General features: G+C 64.4%; 12 protein-coding genes. 4 read left to right on the plus strand and 8 right to left on the minus strand.

The features are described from left to right. Positions 1-68: 68 nt before the first annotated feature. Entirely contained in the window at positions 69-3,650 is a 3,582-nt protein-coding gene (locus AC1TPF_RS15185; protein WP_482137628.1) for an indolepyruvate ferredoxin oxidoreductase family protein, read from the plus strand. A gap of 121 nt (positions 3,651-3,771) precedes the next feature. Here the strand turns inward: AC1TPF_RS15185 and AC1TPF_RS15190 are convergent, their stop codons facing one another. The 6 genes from AC1TPF_RS15190 to sucC all read right to left on the minus strand — a co-directional run bounded on the left by AC1TPF_RS15190 (position 3,772) and on the right by sucC (position 8,377). Continuing rightward, positions 3,772-4,407 (minus strand): SACE_7040 family transcriptional regulator, encoded by a 636-nt coding sequence (locus AC1TPF_RS15190; protein ID WP_482137627.1) that lies wholly within the window; start codon positions 4,405-4,407, stop codon positions 3,772-3,774. 101 nt (positions 4,408-4,508) lie between these two features. Beyond that, positions 4,509-4,973: an RDD family protein gene (locus AC1TPF_RS15195; RefSeq protein ID WP_482137625.1), complete on the minus strand. Its 465-nt coding sequence runs from the start codon at positions 4,971-4,973 to the stop codon at positions 4,509-4,511. Continuing rightward, positions 4,970-5,665 (minus strand): hypothetical protein, encoded by a 696-nt coding sequence (locus tag AC1TPF_RS15200; RefSeq protein ID WP_482137623.1) that lies wholly within the window; start codon positions 5,663-5,665, stop codon positions 4,970-4,972. Before AC1TPF_RS15200 ends, AC1TPF_RS15195 begins: the two co-directional genes overlap by 4 nt. 146 nt (positions 5,666-5,811) lie before the next feature. Continuing rightward, the gene (locus tag AC1TPF_RS15205; protein ID WP_482137621.1) at positions 5,812-6,165 is read right to left on the minus strand and encodes a cupin domain-containing protein; all 354 of its coding nucleotides are present in this window, start codon (positions 6,163-6,165) and stop codon (positions 5,812-5,814) included. A 144-nt stretch (positions 6,166-6,309) separates the two neighbouring features. Further along, on the minus strand, positions 6,310-7,200 hold the full coding sequence (gene sucD / locus AC1TPF_RS15210) for a succinate--CoA ligase subunit alpha (protein WP_482137619.1): 891 nt from the start codon (positions 7,198-7,200) through the stop codon (positions 6,310-6,312). 13 nt (positions 7,201-7,213) lie between these two features. Then, the gene (sucC, locus tag AC1TPF_RS15215; protein WP_482144571.1) at positions 7,214-8,377 is read right to left on the minus strand and encodes an ADP-forming succinate--CoA ligase subunit beta; all 1,164 of its coding nucleotides are present in this window, start codon (positions 8,375-8,377) and stop codon (positions 7,214-7,216) included. Between the two features lie 368 nt (positions 8,378-8,745). On the opposite strand from sucC, the gene AC1TPF_RS15220 reads away from it, so the two are divergent. Continuing rightward, on the plus strand, positions 8,746-9,891 hold the full coding sequence (locus tag AC1TPF_RS15220) for a M23 family metallopeptidase (protein ID WP_482137615.1): 1,146 nt from the start codon (positions 8,746-8,748) through the stop codon (positions 9,889-9,891). A gap of 108 nt (positions 9,892-9,999) precedes the next feature. On the opposite strand, the gene AC1TPF_RS15225 is transcribed toward AC1TPF_RS15220, so the two are convergent. Then, a complete protein-coding gene (locus tag AC1TPF_RS15225) occupies positions 10,000-12,552 on the minus strand; it encodes a UvrD-helicase domain-containing protein (RefSeq protein ID WP_482137614.1) in 2,553 nt (850 codons plus the stop codon). A 202-nt stretch (positions 12,553-12,754) separates the two neighbouring features. Here AC1TPF_RS15225 and AC1TPF_RS15230 point away from each other — a divergent pair, with 202 nt between their 5' ends. Further along, positions 12,755-14,299, plus strand: a complete 1,545-nt coding sequence (locus AC1TPF_RS15230; RefSeq protein WP_482144572.1) for a hypothetical protein — start codon at positions 12,755-12,757, stop codon at positions 14,297-14,299. A gap of 11 nt (positions 14,300-14,310) precedes the next feature. Here the strand turns inward: AC1TPF_RS15230 and AC1TPF_RS15235 are convergent, their stop codons facing one another. Beyond that, complete coding sequence (locus AC1TPF_RS15235) at positions 14,311-16,104, minus strand: hypothetical protein (RefSeq protein WP_482144573.1); 1,794 nt, start codon at positions 16,102-16,104, stop codon at positions 14,311-14,313. A 151-nt stretch (positions 16,105-16,255) separates the two neighbouring features. Here AC1TPF_RS15235 and AC1TPF_RS15240 point away from each other — a divergent pair, with 151 nt between their 5' ends. Beyond that, positions 16,256-16,561 carry a chorismate mutase gene (locus AC1TPF_RS15240; RefSeq protein WP_482137608.1) on the plus strand — a complete coding sequence of 102 codons (306 nt, stop codon included), beginning with the start codon at positions 16,256-16,258 and terminating at the stop codon, positions 16,559-16,561. Positions 16,562-16,569 lie beyond the last annotated feature (8 nt).

Consider the following 16,569-nt stretch of genomic DNA (forward strand, 5'->3'; position numbering starts at 1 on the left):
AATTGCACGTCCTCGTCCCACCACCCCCGGGGCGATTACAAACGAAATAGAGAGCCGGGTAAACAGCCATGACCCTCGTCCAGCACCACCGCAGCGACGGCGATCACGATCGCGATCCACTCGACGGCAACGGCGCCCGAGACGGAGCTCGACCCGACACCGGTGTTGAGTCCTTTTCGCTCGATGACCGCTATACCCGGGAGACCGGGACCGTCTATCTCACCGGCATCCAGGCCTTGGTCCGCATGGTCCGTGACCGCGCCCGCCTCGATCGCCGCCAGAACCTGAACACCTCGTCGTTCATCTCCGGATACGAAGGTTCACCGCTGGCCGGATACGACCTCGAGATCGCCCGCCGTGCGAAGTACCTCGACCCGTTCGACATCGTCCACCGCCCCGGTCTGAACGAAGACCTCGCCGCGACCTCGGTGATGGGTTCGCAGGTGGCGGCGCAGGTCGGCACACTGGCCGCCGGTACAGATGGCATCCCCCGGGACGGTGTCGTTGGCTACTGGTACGGCAAGGCGCCAGGACTCGACCGGGCCACCGACGCACTGCGCCACGCCAACATCATCGGCACCCACCCTGTCGGCGGTGCCGTGGCTCTCGTCGGCGACGACCCCGGCGCCAAGAGCTCCACGATCCCCTGCGCGTCCGAGATGGCGCTTGCCGACCTCTACATGCCGATCCTCTACCCCGCCGATTCCCAGGACATCCTCGATCTCGGAGTCCACGCCGCCATCATGTCGCGGGTCTCCGGACTGTGGACGTCGTTCAAGATCTCCGCACATGTGGCCGACGGCGCCTGCACGGCCGATGTCCATCCCGATCGCATCCTGCCCGTCTACGGCGACCTCGGCACCAGCCCCCACGTACCGAGCGGAAAACTGTTGGGCGCCAACCTGATGGAGCTCGAACAGAATCAGCTGACGATCCGGTTGCCACGGGCGGTCGAGTACGCCCGCATCAACCGGCTCAACCGGATCGCGGCACGCAGCACCGATGACCGGATCGGCATCGTCGCCGCCGGAAAAACCTATATGGACGTCCGGGAAGCGTTGCGGCTCATCGGCATCACCGACGACGACTTGCCGCGCCTGGGGATCCGCATCCTGAAGATGGGTATGGTCTATCCGTTCGAGCGCGAGATCATGGACGAGTTCGTCTCCGGACTCGACGAAGTGATCGTCGTCGAGGAGAAGCGTGACTTCATCGAAACGATGATGCGCGACATCCTCTTCCGGCGGCCGAATGTCCCCGCAATCGTCGGCAAGACACATGAAGACGGTTCCACCCTGTTCTCCCGATTCGGCGAACTCGACATCGATTCGGTCACCCGCGGACTCGCCGGCCGCCTCGCCCATCACCACCGGATCCCGGCGGCGCAGAACTGGCTCGACACCAAGGGCCGCAGTCGAGGACGGATCGAGATCCCCCTCGCGGTCCGCACCCCGTATTTCTGTTCGGGATGCCCCCACAACAGCTCAACCAAGGTGGCCGACGGGACCCTTGTCGGCGCTGGAATCGGCTGTCATGCAATGGTTCTCTTGATGGATCCGAGCCAGGTCGGTGACATCGCCGGCGTCACCCAGATGGGTGGTGAAGGCGCGCAGTGGCTGGGTATGGCGCCGTTCGTCGAACAGCAACATTTTGTGCAGAACATCGGCGACGGCACGTTCATGCATTCGGGTTCGCTCGCGCTGCGATCGGCCGTTGCCTCCGGCGCCGACATCACCTACAAATTGCTGTTCAACGGCACGGTCGCCATGACCGGCGGCCAAGATCCGGTTGGTCAGATGACACTGCCCCAGATCGTGAATCTGCTGCAGGCCGAACGGGTCAGCCGGATCATCGTCACGTCCGACGATCCCATCCGGACCCGGGCCCTGCACCTACCTGCCGGGGTCGAGGTACGGCCACGCGACGAGATGATGGCCGTCCAGCAAGAGCTGGCCACCACCACCGGTGTCACCGTCCTCATCCACGATCAGGCCTGTGCCGCGGAACAGCGCCGTAAGCGCAAGCGCGGCAAGGCTGCCACACCCACGCAGCGCGTGATGATCAACGAACGCATCTGCGAGGGCTGCGGCGACTGCGGCGAGAAGTCGAACTGCCTGTCGGTGCACCCCGTCGACACCGAGTTCGGACGCAAGACCCGGATCGATCAGAGTTCCTGCAACTTCGATTTCTCATGCCTGCAGGGCGACTGCCCCTCCTTCGTCACGGTCACCCCCTCCGACAAGGAGAAGATCCGCCACACCGTTGCCGACATCGGCGACGACTCACTGCCCGAACCGGTGTCGTCCAAATCCATCGACAACGGATTCACGTTGCGGGTCACCGGCATCGGCGGCACCGGTGTCGTGACGGTTTCCCAGGTGATCGCCACGGCCGCTGTCCTCGACGGTCATGTCGCAAGGACCGTCGACATGACCGGCCTGGCACAAAAGGGTGGTGCGGTCGTCAGCGACGTCAAGGTCAGCGCGGGTGTGGTCGAGCAGGCAGCCAAGGTCGCCACCGGCGACTGCGACATGTACCTGTCCTGCGACGGTCTGGTTGGCGTCGATCCCGCGAATCTCAAGGTCGCCTCCCCCGAGAAGACCACCGCCGTGGTGTCGACCACCAAGATCCCCACCGGAGCCATGGTCATCGACACCTCTGTCTCTTATCCCGACCACACCGCGATCGCGGACTCGATCGGCCACTCGGTGGCCCGCGCCATCTACCTCGACCCCGGCGCGTTGACACTCGACCTGTTCGGCGACGAGCAATACGCCAACATGCTGATGGTCGGTGCCGCTTACCAATCCGGTGCGATGCCGATCTCGGCCGATTCGATCGAACGTGCGGTTGAGCTGAACGGCGTTGCGGTAGAGCGCAATGTGCAGGCGTTCCGGCGTGGACGTCAAGTGGTTGCCGATCGCGCCGCGGTGTCTGCGGCCATCGCCGCCACCCATCCGGCCCCGCCACCGAAGCAGCCGAGCAACGACGCGGTGCGGTTGACCGCCGAGTTGACCACGGTGCGACCCGGTGTCCGGCAGCGTGTTCAGCATCGTGCCGACGAGCTGGTCGCGTACCAAAATCTCTCCTACGCAACCGAATACACCTCGTTTGTCACCCACGTTGCCCAACGCGGCGACATCGACGACCTGACCGACGCGGTGGCACGCAATCTGTTCAAACTCATGGCATACAAGGACGAATACGAGGTTGCGCGACTCACCCGCGATGCCGCCTTTGCCGCCGAGGTCGCTGATCAGTTCGGCGACGACGCCAAGGTTGCGGTTCGACTGCATCCACCGACGTTGCGGGCGATGGGCATGAAGAACAAGATCGCCCTCGGCCGCCGGGCAGCACCGGCTCTGGCCGCGTTGGCCAAGGCAAAGCGGCTGCGCGGCACCCGGTTCGATCCATTCGCCCGAGCCGCGGTCCGCACGACCGAACGCGCTCTGATCGGCGAATACCGCGACGTGGTCGAGCGGGTACTGACCGGACTGGCCGACGGGACAATCACCCCGGACCGCCGGCATGATGCGGTCGCGCTTGCCGAGTTGCCGGACATGATCCGCGGCTACGAGGACATCAAGCTGGCCAACGTCGACCGCTATCGCGAGGCCGTCGCTGTCCAGACCGCCGCCCTCGGCATCTGACCCTAGCCCCGTCGCTGCCCCACCTCCCAAATTCGCGCCACTTACTCACGAACGCGCCGGTTGCAACCGGCGCACACGCAGGCAAGCGGCGCGAATTTCGGGAGGGAACTGTGGGAGCTCGTCAGGGGCGTGCGGCGGTCAGTGCCGCGCGCGCCATCTGCGCCAACAATTTCTGCTGGCGGGCGATCTCGAGCTCAGGCAACCGCGGGGAGGAGTTGATCAGGCCGAAGGCCGCGTGGACTCGCGTTCGGCCCTCCTGCCGCGGGATCGACGGGTCGACCCGGACGAGAACGTCGGTCCACAATTCGACGTATTGGCGCTGCAGTCGCCGAACCTCACGACTGGCCTCCGGTGTCAGGGACGACAGGTCGCGATCCTGCACGCGAATGAGCTCCGGTTCGGTGGTCGCGAAATCCACGTGGAACTCGATGAGCCGCTCCAGCGCGTCGACGTCGTCGGTCGATGCGGCCACCACCGCCTGCCCGCCTGCATGCAGGCGTTGCGAAATGGTGATGAGCATTTCTGCCAGCACGGCGTCCTTACCGGAGAAATGCCGGTACATCGCCGGACCACTGACGCCGACCGCGGCGCCGATGTCTTCCAGTCGCACACCGGCAAAACCCCGTTCGGCCATCAGTCGGGCTGCCGCAGCAAGCAGTTCACGCCGACGCGCGGCCTTCGCCAGACCACGACGGGTCACCGGGGCAGGCGACGGGGAACCCTCCGTCGCAGATGTCCCCTCGGTTGCAAATGTCATGGTCTGTTGAGAGTACCGAGGTACACCCCCGTCACTCCAACAAATCGGTCGGTTCCACAGACTTCACGTGACGGTTGCGGCATCGGTGAGCCCACGCCATCTCACCAGGCGTAGATGACCCGGCTTCGCAGGACCATGTCCTGAACCGACCGGCGGCGGCGGTCAACTACCACCCAGGCCAATCCGATCGGAAAGAACGCACAGAACGCTGCCCGCAGCAACGCGCGGGCCGGGCCGAGTCGACTTCCGTTGCGACTGACCACTTCCAAACCCATCGCCACCGATCCGACGGTCCGCCCCGATACCGTCCAGCACGCGGTCAGATAGATCAGCACCACCGAATACGAAACGACACCCGAGGCCAGAATGTTCGGGTTCGGTGCGCTGAACGATCCGGTGGTGAACAGCAAGTCCAGCAGCAAGATGAAGAGATACATCGCTCCGAGAATCACAATGACAACCAGCACGTCGATCGCGGCTGCCGTGCCCCGGCTGACGATCCCTGCCAGCCGGGTGTCGAGTGCGTCCTTGTTGGTGTGGTGCGGCTGGTGTGTCGCATCGGTCATGACTGACCGGCCGGTGGCTCGTGGGACCCGCGCCGGTGCACATCGACAACGATTTCGCTGACCGCGGTGGTCGCTTCGACCTCGCCGTTGACCACTCGCCCACCGTTGTGGGGAGTCGGCTTGCGGCCCAGCAGTTTTCCGAAGACACCGGCAACGACGTCGTCGGCCCGGGCTCCTTGGACGCGGACGTCATCGAGAACACCGTTGGTCAGGGTGGTGGTCGAATCCCGGACGATCGCCTCCAGGTCGACGCCATCGATGACCTCGTTGGCGATTCCGATCAGGTCGACACGACCGAGTATGGCGTCGATATCGATCCGCGCCGCGATCATATCGATGTCGACGCCGCCCACCGCACGATTGAGATCCACCGTCTCGATCACCGAATCGATGTCGACCCGGCCCAGAATCGCGTCGATATCGATCCGCGCGGCAATGCCGTCCAAGTCGATCTCGGTGGCGATCTTGTCGAGGTCAACGTGATTGAGGACGAGTTCGGTCAGATCGACTTCGTCGACGAGTGCGGTGATCACCTCGCGGATGACGACTTTGAGCGCGGCCCGGGTCAGTTCGATCGTAGAGTCGATGAGCTGCTCACCCAACGCGGCAGCCGCCGCCGCTCCGCGCTCGAGCAACGGGCCGGTTACCGGAATGCGGATGGCCACACCATAGAGTCCACGAACTCCACTCACGACGCTCGACGCTGTCGTCGCACCAGTGACCATTGGTCTACCGCTCTCTTCGCCGCTGTCAAAGCCGGTGCCTTGTACCCCCTACCGCTCATAGAACGATACTCGACCTCGGTGTTCTGGCGGCAGAACCGGGTGACCCGCGACTACTACGCCCCTTTGAGGACCAGCAGCGTCGCAGCCGAGTCCTCCACGGCGACAAGCTTGTGCGTCACACCCGCAGCCACCTGGACCGCCGATCCTGGCGAGAGTTGCACGCGCTCACCGCCCACCGAGAACTCGATCAAACCGCGCTGACCGATCACCAGGATTTCCATCGTCGATCGATGATCGTCGATCACCTGGCCGGCCCGCAGCGACAGGTGCACCACATTTGCCCCGGCGAGCTTTGCCACGACGTCGATCTTCGGCCGGCCGGTACCAGAGTCGACCACCTCGTCGAGACCGGTGAACACCGTGAATTCGACTGTCGGCCCTGGGTTTTCTGCCGGAACATCGGTCATGGATCAGCCTTCCGCGGGGGGGGTGTAGCAGTAATTCGACACTACGTGTCATGCACCGCGGGGGCCAGGACCAACGCAAATGTCGATGGCGTCGACCCGGAAAACCCGGGTCGACGCCATCGACGTTGTCAGCGCAGTGCGCTGTTACAGATTCTTGTAGATCTCGCGAGCGAGCGCCGCGGTCGCGGACGGCGTCTTGCCGACCTTGACTCCGGCGGCTTCGAGCGCATCCTGCTTGGCCTGCGCGGTGCCCGAGCTACCCGACACGATGGCGCCTGCGTGGCCCATGGTCTTGCCCTCGGGAGCGGTGAAGCCTGCCACGTAACCGACAACCGGCTTCGTGACGTTGGCCTTGATGTAATCGGCTGCACGCTCTTCGGCGTCGCCACCGATCTCACCGATCATCACGATGATCTTGGTGTCGGGGTCCGCCTCGAACGCCGCGATGGCGTCGATGTGGGTGGTTCCGATGACCGGGTCGCCGCCGATGCCGATGGCGGTCGAGAAGCCGATCTCACGCAGCTCGAACATCATCTGGTAGGTCAACGTGCCCGACTTCGACACGAGGCCGATCGGGCCCGAGCCTGCGATGTTGGCCGGGGTGATGCCGACCAGCGACTCACCCGGGGTGATGATGCCGGGGCAGTTCGGTCCGATGATCCGGGTCTTCTTGCCCTTGGACTCGTTGTAGGCCCACGCATACGCGCTGTCCTGCACCGGGATGCCCTCGGTGATGACGACGAGCAGACCGATCTCGGCGTCGATGGCCTCGATGATCGCGTCCTTGGCGAACTTCGGCGGCACGAAAGCGATCGACACGTCGGCGCCGGTCTTCTCGATGGCCTCGGCCACGGTGCCGAACACGGGCAGCTCCACGCCGCCGTCATGGCTGACGGTGGTGCCTGCCTTGCGGGCGTTGACGCCACCGACGACCTGGGTGCCGGCCTTGAGCATCAGCGCGGTGTGCTTGGTTCCCTCGCCGCCGGTGATGCCCTGGACGATGACCTTGGAATCTTTGTTCAGAAAAATCGACATTGGTCTACAGCTCCTACTTGCTCGCCAGTTCGGCGGCCTTGTCGGCAGCCTCATCCATGGTTGCGACGACCGTCACCAGCGGGTGGTTGGCCTCGGCGAGGATGCGACGACCCTCTTCGACGTTGTTTCCGTCCAGGCGCACGACGAGCGGCTTGTTGGCCTCGTCACCCAGGGTCTTCAGTGCGCCGACGATGCCATTGGCAACCGCGTCACACGCGGTGATGCCGCCGAAGACGTTGACGAACACGCTCTTGACCTGCGGGTCGTTCAGGATGACGTCCAGACCGGCAGCCATGACCGCAGCCGAGGCGCCGCCACCGATGTCCAGGAAGTTGGCAGGCTTGACGCCCTTGTGCTTCTCGCCTGCGTAGGCGACGACGTCCAGGGTCGACATGACCAGACCGGCACCGTTACCGATGATTCCGACCTGACCGTCGAGCTTGACGTAGTTGAGGTCGTTTTCCTTGGCCTTGAGCTCAAGCGGGTCGGTGGCGTCTTTGTCTTCGAACGCCTCGTGACCGGGCTGACGGAATGCGGCGTTCTCGTCGAGCGTGACCTTGCCGTCGAGGGCGAGGATCTCATCGTTCGGCGTACGCACGAGGGGGTTGACCTCGACCAGGAGTGCGTCTTCGTTGATGAAGACCTCCCAGAGCTTCTGGATCGTGACGGCCGCGGCGTCGAGCACCTCGGCGGGCAGCTTGCCGGCTTCGGCGATCTCGCGGGCGAACGCGAGGTCGACACCCTTGACGGCGTCGACGGGGATCTTGGCCAGTGCGTCAGGGTTCTCTTCGGCGGTGACCTCGATCTCGACGCCACCCTCGACCGAGCACATGGCCAGGTAGGTGCGGTTGGTGCGGTCGAGCAGGAAGGAGATGTAGTACTCCTCGGCGATGTCACTCGCCTCTGCGACCAGCAACTTCTTGACAACATGGCCCTTGATGTCGAGGCCGAGGATGGCCTCCGCATTTGCAACTGCGGCGTCGACGTCAGCGGAGTACTTCACGCCGCCCGCCTTACCGCGGCCGCCGACCTTCACCTGCGCCTTGACCATCACGGGCTTGCCGATTTCTTCGGCGATTTCACGTGCGCCTGCAACCGTGTCGGTAACACGTCCTGCCGAGGTCGGCACCCCGTGCTTGGCGAAGAGTTCCTTCGCCTGGTATTCGAAGAGATCCATTCAGCTCACCATCTCGTAGGTTTGTCCGCAGTTGGTGCCTGCGAACCATCGATGACTCTAACGCCGCGCGAAACGCCGTCGGCCATTGCTACCGCCGCTTGTGCCTCAGATCACTTACTGATTGTTCACTCGGGGAATCATTTGCAGGATTCGTCTGCGACCAGCGACGAGGCATATCGAGAAAGCGTACGCAATTACGTGATCCAGGTCACATTCGGGGCCTCAAATCCGTGAGCGGTTGCGGCCGTTGCAATCGTTTCGTTACCGTCGCTAGGTCAGAAGGTCACGGATTTGTCACAGTAAATTATTCGTGCAGTTCGGTGGAACTACCTCGACTGCTTCTGTACACGCTAGGAAGGCTCAATCAGTTGGACGCTCGTGAAACGAAACCCGGAGGCGGCGCAGGTAAGCGCGCTTCGGCCGGAACTCTAGACGAGCAGCGCCCTGATGCCTTACGTGACGAAGAGATCACCAGCATCATCCCGATCGACGACTTCGGTCTCGAGCAGTATGCAGACGGACCTCTCAGCCAATGGCGTAACGATTCGGCCACGGATACCCGTGCAAGCCACCGCTCCACCGGTACTCGTCGTTTCGATCGCGACGCCTACGACCAGCCTCGGCCGGCCGAGGTCACGCAAGACATCGTTGTCGCCGAGATCGAGTTCGACGAAATCCTCCACGAACATCCCTTTGAGGTCCGTGGCGCTGAATTCGACGACTTCGCCCCGCAAGACGATGCTCCCGAATGGTCTCCACAAAGACAACGTTCCCCCGGGCGCAGTGGCGGTAAACACCGCATCACCGCCCCGCCGCAGGCACTGAAGGGCCGCGCCGCACTTCTTGCGGTCGCCGCCGGTGCCGCAGTGGCCGCAGCAACGGGATCGTTTGCACAGCAATCCGACGAGGCCACACCCACGACGGCCGCGAAGACCGCCACGCCGACTCCCGCAGCAATGGTCAGTACCGGTAGCGGCCCAGCAGCCGCAATGGCTACTGCACCGATACCGGTCAACATGGACACCTTTACGGCCCAGCTCGCGACCGGCCAGCAGATCGCCGACGAGAAAGTCGCCGCAGAAATCGCAGCGCGCCGTCCGACGATCGTCTCCCCCATCGATCTCGGGACCTACGACTTCACCTCGGCATACGCCAGCCGCTGGGGAACATTCCATGGCGGTATCGACATGGCAGCCCCGCTTGGTACGCCCATCCACGCCGTCACCGACGGTGTTGTGATCGCGGCAGGCCCGGCTTCCGGATACGGGCACTGGGTCCAGATCCAGGCACCTGACGGCACCGTCACGATGTACGGCCACATGTCATCGAGCGGCGTGCACGTTCAAAAGGGCCAGACCGTGACCGCGGGCGACGTCATCGCCGAGGTCGGCAACGAAGGCTTCTCCACCGGACCCCACCTCCACTTCGAGGTCTGGAAGAACGGCACCACCAAGACTGACCCGACGCCGTGGCTCGCCTCACACGGTGTGCAGCTCTCCGGCTACGCCAGCTGACCCGAACATCTTGTTCCCGCGGGCTTTTCAGCCCGCGCCGGCACTGCGAGACCTGAAGACAACAGGAAAGCCTGCATCGATCTGATGCAGGCTTTTCCTGTCGGCGACTCAGAGCTTTTCTACCGGTAGCCCGCCGAACGACATCAGCGTGATCTGGCCGGCGCTGCCGAAGTCGAACTTGACCCGTTCGGTCGGACCGGCGCCTTCCTTGGCAACCACTTTGCCCATCCCGTATTTGGCATGGGTGACCCGATCCCCCACCTCCACGTGGACCTGCTTGTTACGACCACGGGTGGGTGAGCCGAACGACTCTCGACGCCGCGAACCGGACCCGGCCGAACCGCCGAAGCGCTCGTCACCGAAGCCGCGGCCGTTGTCGCCGTAGTCGCGGGTGCCATCGCTCAACCCGCGCCCCATGCCGCGCTTGGGTTCAGTCCGTCGCCACTCGATGAGATGTTGTGGAATCTCTTGCAGGAAGCGCGATTCCGGGTTCTGCATCGGAGTGCCCCAGGCCGAGCGAACCATCGCCCGGCTCAGATACAGCCGCTTGCGCGCACGCGTGATGCCCACGTACGCCAGCCGGCGTTCCTCCGACAACTCGGCCGGATCGCCGAGGGACCGCATGTGCGGGAACTGCCCGTCCTCCCAGCCGGTCACGAACACCACCGGGAACTCCAGGCCCTTTGCCGTGTGCAGGGTCATCAGCGTGACGACACCATCTTCGTTGTCGGGCACCTGGTCGGCATCTGCCACCAAGGCCACCCGTTCCAAAAACGCGGCCAGAGAACCGGGTTCGGGCTCACCCGGATCCGGCTCGAGATCTGGGTCCTCGGGCTCGGGCGACAGGACTCCGTCGGCGGCCTCACCGATCTGCGTTTCCGGTATCTGCGTCGCCACCGCTTCTGCGGCCTCGGCACTGAATTCCCTTGCCACCGAGATCAATTCGTTGATGTTGTCGAGGCGGGCACCGTCTTGCGGATCCGATGAACCCTCGAGTTCGTAGCGGTAACCGGTACGTTCGACGATCGCATCCACCAGCTCGCCGATGTCGCCGGCTTCGCTGCCGGCATCCAGCTCGACGATGTCAGCGGCATCGGATCCGCCCTCACCGAAGTTCGACAGGAAGTCTTTGCGCAACCCTTCGATGAGTTCGACGAAAGCCGAGATCTGTTTGACCGCACGGGTTCCCAGTAGCGGGACCTTGCCCTCGGAACCGTCGATCAGCGCCTGGTAGAAGCTGATCCCGGTATTCTCCGAGTGGACCGCGACGCAGGCCTCGGCGCGATCGCCGATCCCCCGGCGCGGGGTGTTCAGGATGCGGCGCAAACTCACCGTGTCATCCGGGTTGGCGACCGTTCGCAGGTACCCGACGATGTCGCGGACCTCTTTGCGTTCGTAGAAGCGGACCCCGCCGACAACCTTGTACGGGATGCCCAGACGGATGAACACCTCTTCCAGCGCACGCGAGGCGGTGTTGGTGCGGTAGAACGCGGCGATCTGCGAGTAGTTGAATTCCCCGGAATCGGTCAGAGCGTCGATCTCGCGGGCGATGAACTGTGCCTCGTCATGCTCGTTGTCGGCAACGTATCCGACGATGAGTTCACCGTCACCGGAGTCTGTCCAGAGCTTCTTCTCGCGGCGGCCGACGTTGCGTGAGATGACCGCGTTGGCGGCCGACAAGATCGTCTGGGTGGAACGGTAATTCTGTTCCAGGAGAATCGTTTCGGTGTTCGGGAAGTCACGCTCGAATTGCTCGATATTGCGGATCGTCGCGCCCCGGAAGGCGTAGATCGACTGGTCGGCATCACCGACCACACACAGTTCTGCGGGCGTCACGTTGCCGATGGCGCCGGTACCGACCAACTCGCGGACGAGAACGTACTGCGCGTGGTTGGTGTCCTGGTACTCGTCCACCAGAACATGCCGGAACCGACGCCGGTAGTACTCGGCGACCTCTGGGAAGGCCTGCAACAAACCCACGGTCTCGCCGATCAGGTCGTCGAAGTCGAAGGCGTTCGCGGAGCGCAATCGCTGCTGATACTGCCGATAGATCTGAGCAATCGTCTTCGATGCGGGCTCGCTGCCCTCTTCGGCGGCGGCCATCGCCGCATCGGGATCGACGAGTTCGTTCTTGAAGTTGGAGATCGAGATGCCGACCCCGCGCGGACTGAACTTCTTCGGATCCAGATCCAGGTCGCGCACGATCATGCCCAGCAACCGGCGTGAGTCATCGGCGTCGTAAATGGAGAAGTTCGAGTTCATCCCGCTCAGCAGCGCCGCCTGGGCCCGCAGGATGCGGACACACGTCGAGTGGAACGTACTGACCCACATGCGTTGCCCTCGCGGGCCCACCAGGTCGACGACCCGCTCCCGCATCTCGGCGGCCGCCTTGTTGGTGAAGGTGATCGCGAGGATCTGACCTGGACTGACCTCACGTTCGGCGAGCAGGTAGGCGATCCGCCTGGTGAGCACGGCGGTCTTACCCGAACCCGCGCCTGCAACGATCAGCAGCGGCGAACCGGCGTGCAGTACCGCTGCCCGCTGCTGCGTGTTCAGCCCGTCGAGCAATTCTTGGGCACGCCGTGATTCGGCGCGGGTGCCCTCGTGCAGGTTTCCAGTGGCCATGCCCGGCAGCGACGGGTGGGGAGCAGCGCTTTTCATCGTGCCCCAAAGTTACCCGCTCACACCGACACCTCACGACTCCGCCGGTCCTGGCAAGCGTTCGGTAACATCATCGCCACTCGAGCTCGGATCACGTTGGTACGCATGCGCCACGTGAGCCACTCGGTGGCCGATGCGGGGTGGGACCCGCACCACACCGGGGGATGCAGCCGGACAAAACGAATGGGTGGGGGGCACCACGTTGAAGAGCAATGCAATCCCGAAGGTCGCGTTGGGTATTGCCGTGGTGGCGCTGATCGCGGTCGTCGTGGCCATGTTCATCCCGCGCGCCGCCGACGGGGCCGCGGTGGCACCCTCGGCGATCCTGGCCCAGAAGCAGCTCGGGGCGGTCGCTCTGGAGTTCGCGAATCAGCGCGGCGCCACGTACTCGGGCACCGTCACCTCCGGCACCGACAAGATCAACCTCGACGATGTCGAGGTGACCGCAGGCGGTGACCTGCGCGGCACGATCAAGGTCGGTGGCGAAACCGCCGACATCATCGGCGTGAACGGTCAGACGTACGCGAAGGGTTCGGCCAGCTTCTGGAAGAGCCATCTGGAAAAGCCCAAGATGAACTACGAGGCCGTCGCCAGCGATTGGGCTGCCCTGGACCCGGCAACATTCCCCGACCTGGGTCGCCTCCTGGCCCCGTCCGCACTCGGCCTGGCACTGTCCAACGACAACGCTTCGCTGGACATGACCGAACGGGGACAGGCCACCGGCCTGGTCGGAACCCCTGACGGGCGCTTCACACCGGGAACACTTCCGGACATCGTCATCGAAGAGGACGACACGATCGTAGCCGGTGGCAGCCTGCGCACCACGACTGTCGCCGAAACCAACACCCTCTCGACCGTTGCCGGCCCACTGGATCAACCGGGTGGCTCGGTCATCGAGGTCGATCTGTCCGTCGAACCCCTCGGCGCCGACGAGATCGGCCGGATCTACGACGCGATCGATGAGCAGGCCGCGACTCTCACCCACATCCCGGCGCCGTATCTGAACCCGAACTTCGACGCCAGTGGATTCCGCCTCGCGGTGTTCCCGGCCCCGTGCACCCCGCCGGTCTGTGAGTACATCGTCACGTACGTCGCCACGACCCCCGGGACGAGCGCGCCGGGGTCCATCACCATCGTCGGCGACATGACCCTGACCCTCAACGACCGGCCGGTGGGCGGCACCTGCACCCGCACGGTTGTCATCCCCCTGAACGGCCGGGGCGAAACCCGCTGCCCCTTCACGGTCGGATCCGGCGAGGACGGCACCCTCAAGGGTGACGTCGCATATGTCTTCACCGTGTACCTCGATCAAGACGCCACAGTCCTGACCCGCGCGCTCGCCGGCAACGAACAGGTGTCCACCGCCGAGCCGACCGGAGTCTGGAGCCGAGACGGATTCAAGGGCACTCTCGAGAGCCGGGACTACAACCAGCAGATCACCGGCATCAACTCCACCAACACTTATGTCGTCGGCGGGCAGGCATTCGACGGCCGCGCTCCCGACGGCACGTTGCTCACAACGTTCGGTCCGGGCTACTCGGACAACATCGGCAGCGATGGCGCGCTGAGCAGCAGCTGGGAAGGCACCGAGGCCATGATCGCGGCCGCGCAGGCCCAGACCGATGCCGCGCAGGACACCCCGGTCCGGTGGGTCTTCGCCGAATCCGATGCCGCCGCAGCCACCGAGAAGACGCTGGAGAAGGCGGGGGTCAGCGGTATCGAGGTGGTCACCGTACCGGCGGTGTGATTCGAGACAGGTCAGGGCACCCGCACGAGTTCACCGACACGTCCCTGCGCGATGTGCAGTCCCAGCCCCGGCGTCAGGGGCCGCACCCGGAGCTGGTCTCCACCTCCGTGTAGCTGGAGGTAGACCGTGTTCAGTCCCGCTTTGACCGGTGCGGTCACCGGATCTCCATCGGCGAGGCCCACTTCGATCTCCCCGTCGGAGGTCGCGCAGTACGGCAGCGCAACCTTCCACGACCAGACCAGGAGCGGTCCGTCGAGTTGCAGGTCGGTGGGACCGTTCACCTCCGGATCGGCACAATCCCCGAGACCGGCTCGGATGCCGCGAATGGGAGTGATGTCGGCGGGCGCCAATCGCCCGGAGTCGTCGAGCACTTGCAATTTGTCCGTCGGCGCATCGAATTCCGGACGGTCCGACAGGCTGCCGAAGACCTTGCTGACCATGTTGTACGGCTTGACCAGCGGCAGCAGGACCAGGATCGGAACCTGATGGTCGAACATCGGGGTATCCCGCGTCTGCGCCAGCGACGTACGCGCATTGGCGAGGTAGTCGCCGGTCGGATCGGTATCCCATTCCTTCGAGAACTGCTGTGTGGCGAGCACCGAACTGACGATGAACGCGCCGGTCGCCACCACTGCGGTCGGGCGCAACCACCGCCGATGGCTGAGCTCGACGTCACGTCTGCGGACCGGTGCCACCAGCGTCAACGCCATTGCAATGGTGATGAACAGTGCACTGTCGGGCAGGTAACGCAGCGTCTGGGCCAGCTCGACGGTGGTGTGGTCACCGGTCCGGTTCCAGATGATGGGTATCTGCAGCACGACCACGTAGCCGACCACGGCGGCGAGTATCCATCCGACATGGCGGCGGGTGTACAGGGCGTAACCGGCAGCCCCCAACACCAGCAGCCAGCCGACGACGGTCAGCGGCCAACCGACCGTGCCGAACGGCGGACTCGGCAGCCAGCGTTCCCAGTCCCACGGCCCGCCGAGCAGTCCGGGGATGAGCCCTCCATTGACCGATCGCCAGGCGATCCGCAACGTCTGGTCGAGAGAGTGACCCTCGGCGTCCACCGGCACCACGATCAGATACAACGCCAGCCACCCAGCGGTGATCGCGCACAGCCCAATCCACAATTCCCGTGCCGATGTCCAGGCCGTACGCACCGCCTGCCGCACGGTGGCACCGCGGCCGGACATCAGGCACCACAGCACCGCCACAACCATGGCCGCCGGCACGATGAGGAGGGACTTCTCGAAGAACGCCAGCCCGATCACAAACGCCACCAGCGCCCGGCCGATCACCATCCGCCGATTCGCGACCCCACCGCGACACAGGTGCACCACCTCGGTCACGACAACTGCCATCGCGATCTGCATCGGCAGCGCATTCAAGCCCGCCGACCACCACGTATATGCCGGCACGGTCAGCGGTGTGAAGAGGTAGAACGCCAGCGGAACCAGCATCGCCGGACGCGTCCGTCCCACGATCGCGTTCAACATCCTGAGCACTGCCAGCGAGGCCGCCAACTGCAGAACCACGAGCGTGACCGCCGGGACCACCCAGTTCAACGGCGCGAGGTCGGTACTCAGACCTGCGACCAGAAATGCTCCCGGCATCAGATGTCCATCGTGGCCGTACATGAGGTAATCCCACGAGAATGTCGAGAGCTCGGAGGCCCGGCCGATGAGGATCAGGTCGTCCCAGTAGAAGTCGCCGGTAACCAGCGCGATCCGCACCACGAGTTGAACGAGGATCAGCGCCGACGCAATCCACAGCACCATCGCACCCCGAGATGTCGCGCTCACCGCAGAGCCCGGCTGTGACGGTACGGGGCGGGGGCGTGGCGGAGACGAAGCCGAAGGCGGAGCTCGACCAGTCCATCTCAGGGCCGCTGTGGACAGATGCACAACGACCACTCTTACCAGCGTCACCACCCTGCGTGGCACACTTGGGCCCGTGACTGCTGACCAGCCGATCGACCTGTCCGGCCTAGATCTTGGGTCTGACGTGGTAGATCTCCCCGAGGACATTGATGACCTGCGCCGCGAAATCGATCGCGTCGACGCGATAATCCTCGCCGCGATCAAACGCCGGACCGCGGTGTCCAAGCGCATCGGACAGAGCCGGATGGCATCCGGTGGCACCCGCCTCGTGCACAGCCGTGAGATGAAGGTGCTCGACCGGTTCAGCGAACTCGGCCAAGAAGGCCACACCCTGGCCATGCTGCTGCTGCGTCTGGGCCGCGGACCCCTCGGTCGCTAGAGCGGGCC

This window comes from Williamsia sp. Y853, from assembly GCF_056786495.1.